Genomic DNA, 3572 nt, shown 5'->3' with positions numbered 1-3572 from the left:
TCAAGCTTCACGATTTTTGCAACAGAGCCCTCCCGGAAGCTCTGGGGGGAGTTTCGATGACTGAGCGGGTGGCCGAACAAGTGCGGCGACTGCTGCACGAGCAGCCGGAGCTTGAAGTCGTGTTCACCGATGCGCTCACCGCCGACAGTTACCTCCACAGTGGGCGCAGCGGCCGCCCAGTGCTGTTCCTGCACACGGCGCACCGCCAGCTCGTTGACGAGCTGCGCGGCCGCGGTGATGACCCCGGCCGACCGCACTAGTCCAATGGGCGGGAGGCGTTGCGCAGCTCGTCGACGACTTCGCGATGCTGTGGGTGTACGAACAGGATGAGGGCCTGGCCGTGCGTGCTCAGAAGATGACTGTCGACGGTGATTGCGTCCACGAATCGGATGTCGACGGCAGGATCTTCCAGGAGGGCGCGGCGAATTGCCGCGAGGGTGCGAGCGACGGTCATGGCCGTGTCGGCAGGCTAGTGGGCCGCGCCGAGTTCGACGAGGAGGACGCCGCCGATGATGAGGGCGATGCCGAGCGCCATGACCCAGGTGAAGGGCTCTTTGAACAGGAACTTGCTGGCCACTGCGGTGAGGGCGACGCCGGAGGCGGCCCAGATGCCGTAGGCAACACCGATGCCGAGCCCGAGGGCAAGGACTTGGGTGAGGAAGAAGAACGCGCCGAGGTAGCCCACGACGACGGCGATGTAGAACAGTTTCCGTCCGCCGGTTGCCAGGCGCAGGGAGAGCGCCGCGCCGACTTCGAGGACGATCGCGAGGATGAGGAAGAGCCAGACCATCAGATGCTCGCCTCCCTCTTGCGCTGCGCCGCTTGCGATCCGAGTTCGACGGTGAGAACACCGCCGATGATCAACGCCAGGCCGAGGATCATCACGCCGGTCAAGGGCTGTCCGAACAGAAGTGCCGCCAGCACCGCCGTCAGGGCGACGCCCATCGCGCCCCAGATCCCGTACGCAACCCCGAGGGCCATCCCCTCGCGTAGAACGAGCGCGAGAAGCGTGAACGCGCCGACGTAGCCGATCGCGACGAGGATGTACCAGGCGGGGTGGTCCTGGCCGGCTTGGAGGGCGAGGGAGCCGGCGACTTCACTGATGATCGCGCCGGCAAGCAGGAGCCATTTCTTCATAGTCAGTCCTTCACGAGGTTGTGGGCGAAGGCGCGGAGCTGCGCCAGGTCGCCGGGGGTAGGAGGGGAGACGTTGGCGGCTTCGGCAAGCCACCCGCCGTCGGCCAGGAGGCGGGCGGCGAGCAACCGGGTGCGTTCGTCCGGGGCGACGTCATCGGGCACGACGAGCCAGGGCGCGAGACGTTCGGCCCAGCGCTGCGTGAGCGAGCGGCGCAGCTTCGGATCACTCATCGCCACCAGGTCGGTTTCATCGAAACCCCCGGACAGTGACCAGTCGACATACGCGCCGATGCGCGCGGCCGGCGCCGCGCCCTCCGGCGACGACCCGAGGCGTGCGACCAGCGCCTCTTCCCAGCGGTCCAAAACGGAGTCCACCAGGGCGAGCATGAGGGCTTCCTTCGTGGGGAAGTGATACATCACCCCCGGCTTGGTCAGCCCCACACTTCGGGCCACGGAATCCAGAGACACCGCCCGCCCCTCGTCGAGCTGAGAGAAGGCGGCCGCCAGGATCGCGGGGCGAGGATCGGTGCGCATGAGTGTAGGTTACCATTCGGAAGGTAACCAGGCCATCCAGCAGATTGCCGGCGCATAGGTTCATCACCGCGAGCCGAGTAGGCCGAAAACGATCGTTTTCGGGCAGCCGTGCCGGACGGCCCGCCGAGGCAGCGACACGCCGTTATCTGACCGACCGAAACCTATGACCGAAACCAACCCCGACCCGAAACCCGACCTATACCGTTTGCGGGCAGGCCGGTAAAATCAGGAGTACACCAGGAGGTGCAGCATTATGTCGCAACCATCATTTGACGTAGAGGCCCGCTGGCCCGAGCTGTTCGACCAGCTCGACGCTGACCAGCGCCGAGCCGTTGTGCGCTCGCTCGCGGCAGGCTGGCATGAGGGATGGGAGCCGAACCGCGAAGACGTGGCCGACCTCATCGACTACACGCGCGGCGCGCTGACGTTCGAGGACTACGAGGCGCGCACCGCCGCTAAGGCGGCGCGCATCGCCGGAGCGGCCGCTACGCTCTGATGCCGCACCAGTTCGATTCGTGGGAGTCATACTTTTACCCGGAGACGTACAACGCGCAGACCCGCAATGGCGTGCTGCGCAACATACCGGACATTCGAGACGCCGCAGCGCTGCGCACCTACGACTACCGCATGTCGTTTGCGCGCCGCATCGAGCTTGAGTTGCGCCCGGAGCTTGTGACTCGCACGTTCGACGGCGAGCACATGAAGCAGATTCACGGCCACCTCTTCGGCTCGACCTTTGAATGGGCTGGTCAGTACCGAACGGTGAACATGGCGAAGGGCGGCGGAGCCGCTTTCGCTGATGCTCACAACGGCGCGATAGACGCCTACTTAGACAACGTGCGCGTGATGGTCGAGCGCACCGATTGGGCGCAGCTCAGCCACGCCGAGTTCTCGGAGCGCGCCGCCGAAATCTTCGCCTGGACAAACCAGAGTCATCCGTTCAGAGAGGGCAACGGACGCACTACCAAGGTGTTCATGGAGCACGTTGCGGAGCGCTCACCGTACACGCTTGAGTTCGAGCGCGTGCCCGAGGAAGTTTGGAATATGGCATCGGCCGCGACGCGGCCGCCGCTGGGGGAGTACCTACCCAACCATGTTCCGATGGTGCCCGTGTTCGAGCACGCGGCCGTGCCGCGGTCGAACGTGCTGATGCACGAGGGCGGCCGCGTCACAGGCGACGCAGCGCCCGAGAAGCCGATGACGCTTGGAGAGCGCATCGAGCGCAAGGTGAACGAGCTGCGCGAGGCTCGGCCGAGCAAGCCGAAGCACGCAGCAGATCGCGGCCGGGATATGCCCGAGCTGGGCGACGGATCGAAGCCGAAGCCGCCCGAGCGTGGCCCGAGCTTAGGACGATAGCCGTGAGGCTCGGATATACCCGTGTCAGCACCCGCGAGCAGAATGCAGACTCGCAGATCGCCCGCCTCGAACAGGCAGGGTGCGAACGAATTTTCGTTGACGTTGGCTATTCAAGTCGCGTTGAGGATCGACCCGATTGGATCGAGTGCCGGAAGATTCAGCGCCCCGGTGATGAGCTGGTGATTCCCTCGCTCGACCGCGTGGCAGGCACTGACAGCATCGCTATCTCGGTTATCCGTGACCACGCAGCGCGTGGCGTGAAGCTGCGCAGCCTCGATGAACCGTGGATGGACATAGACCCGTCAACAGCGATGGGTGAAGCCATGCTCAAGATCATGGCGACGCTCGCGCAGCTTCGCGTCGATATGATCCGTGAGAACACCCGCAGAGGCGTCGAGCACGCGCGCTCCCAGGGTCGCGTCGGCGGCCGCCCGACCGTCATGACACCCGAGCGCATCGCAATGGCGAAGACCATGCGGGAGGCTGACCCGCCGATGAGCTACGAGCAAATCGCGGGCTCTGTTGCAAAGATTGGCGGCAGTCAGA

The 3572-nt window shown here is 65.2% G+C and carries 8 protein-coding genes; 4 read left to right on the top strand and 4 right to left on the bottom strand.

Going from position 1 to position 3572, the window contains the following annotated elements; all coding sequences use genetic code 11:
* Nucleotides 1-260: hypothetical protein (locus HMPREF3092_RS05890; protein WP_256174389.1), on the top strand; the 260-nt coding region annotated here is incomplete at its 5' end.
* On the opposite strand, the gene HMPREF3092_RS05885 is transcribed toward HMPREF3092_RS05890, so the two are convergent.
* The 4 genes from HMPREF3092_RS05885 to HMPREF3092_RS05870 are packed head-to-tail and all read right to left on the bottom strand — an operon-like array spanning nucleotide 257 to nucleotide 1670.
* On the bottom strand, nucleotides 257-454 hold the full coding sequence (locus HMPREF3092_RS05885; RefSeq protein WP_005053846.1) for a hypothetical protein: 198 nt from the start codon (nucleotides 452-454) through the stop codon (nucleotides 257-259). The two genes, HMPREF3092_RS05890 and HMPREF3092_RS05885, sit on opposite strands and share 4 nt — an antisense overlap.
* A gap of 15 nt (nucleotides 455-469) precedes the next feature.
* Entirely contained in the window at nucleotides 470-790 is a 321-nt protein-coding gene (locus HMPREF3092_RS05880) for a DMT family transporter (protein WP_019160223.1), read from the bottom strand.
* Complete coding sequence (locus HMPREF3092_RS05875) at nucleotides 790-1137, bottom strand: DMT family transporter (RefSeq protein WP_005053852.1); 348 nt, start codon at nucleotides 1135-1137, stop codon at nucleotides 790-792. The genes HMPREF3092_RS05880 and HMPREF3092_RS05875 overlap by 1 nt, the downstream gene beginning before the upstream one ends.
* A gap of 2 nt (nucleotides 1138-1139) precedes the next feature.
* Entirely contained in the window at nucleotides 1140-1670 is a 531-nt protein-coding gene (locus HMPREF3092_RS05870; RefSeq protein ID WP_019174037.1) for a TetR/AcrR family transcriptional regulator, read from the bottom strand.
* Nucleotides 1671-1923: 253 nt separating this feature from the next.
* Between HMPREF3092_RS05870 and HMPREF3092_RS05865 the strand changes: the two genes are divergently transcribed.
* From HMPREF3092_RS05865 to HMPREF3092_RS05855, 3 genes are all read left to right on the top strand, one after another.
* Complete coding sequence (locus HMPREF3092_RS05865) at nucleotides 1924-2166, top strand: antitoxin VbhA family protein (RefSeq protein ID WP_019174038.1); 243 nt, start codon at nucleotides 1924-1926, stop codon at nucleotides 2164-2166.
* Nucleotides 2166-3026, top strand: a complete 861-nt coding sequence (locus HMPREF3092_RS05860) for a Fic/DOC family protein (RefSeq protein ID WP_070424185.1) — start codon at nucleotides 2166-2168, stop codon at nucleotides 3024-3026. The genes HMPREF3092_RS05865 and HMPREF3092_RS05860 overlap by 1 nt, the downstream gene beginning before the upstream one ends.
* Nucleotides 3027-3028: 2 nt before the next feature.
* Nucleotides 3029-3572, top strand: a 544-nt coding sequence (locus HMPREF3092_RS05855; protein WP_070424184.1) for a recombinase family protein, incomplete at its 3' end; no start/stop codon positions are given.

Source organism: Brevibacterium sp. HMSC24B04 (genome assembly GCF_001806835.1).
GTDB lineage: Bacteria > Actinomycetota > Actinomycetes > Actinomycetales > Brevibacteriaceae > Brevibacterium > Brevibacterium ravenspurgense.
This window is presented reverse-complemented; position numbering and strand designations above follow the sequence as displayed.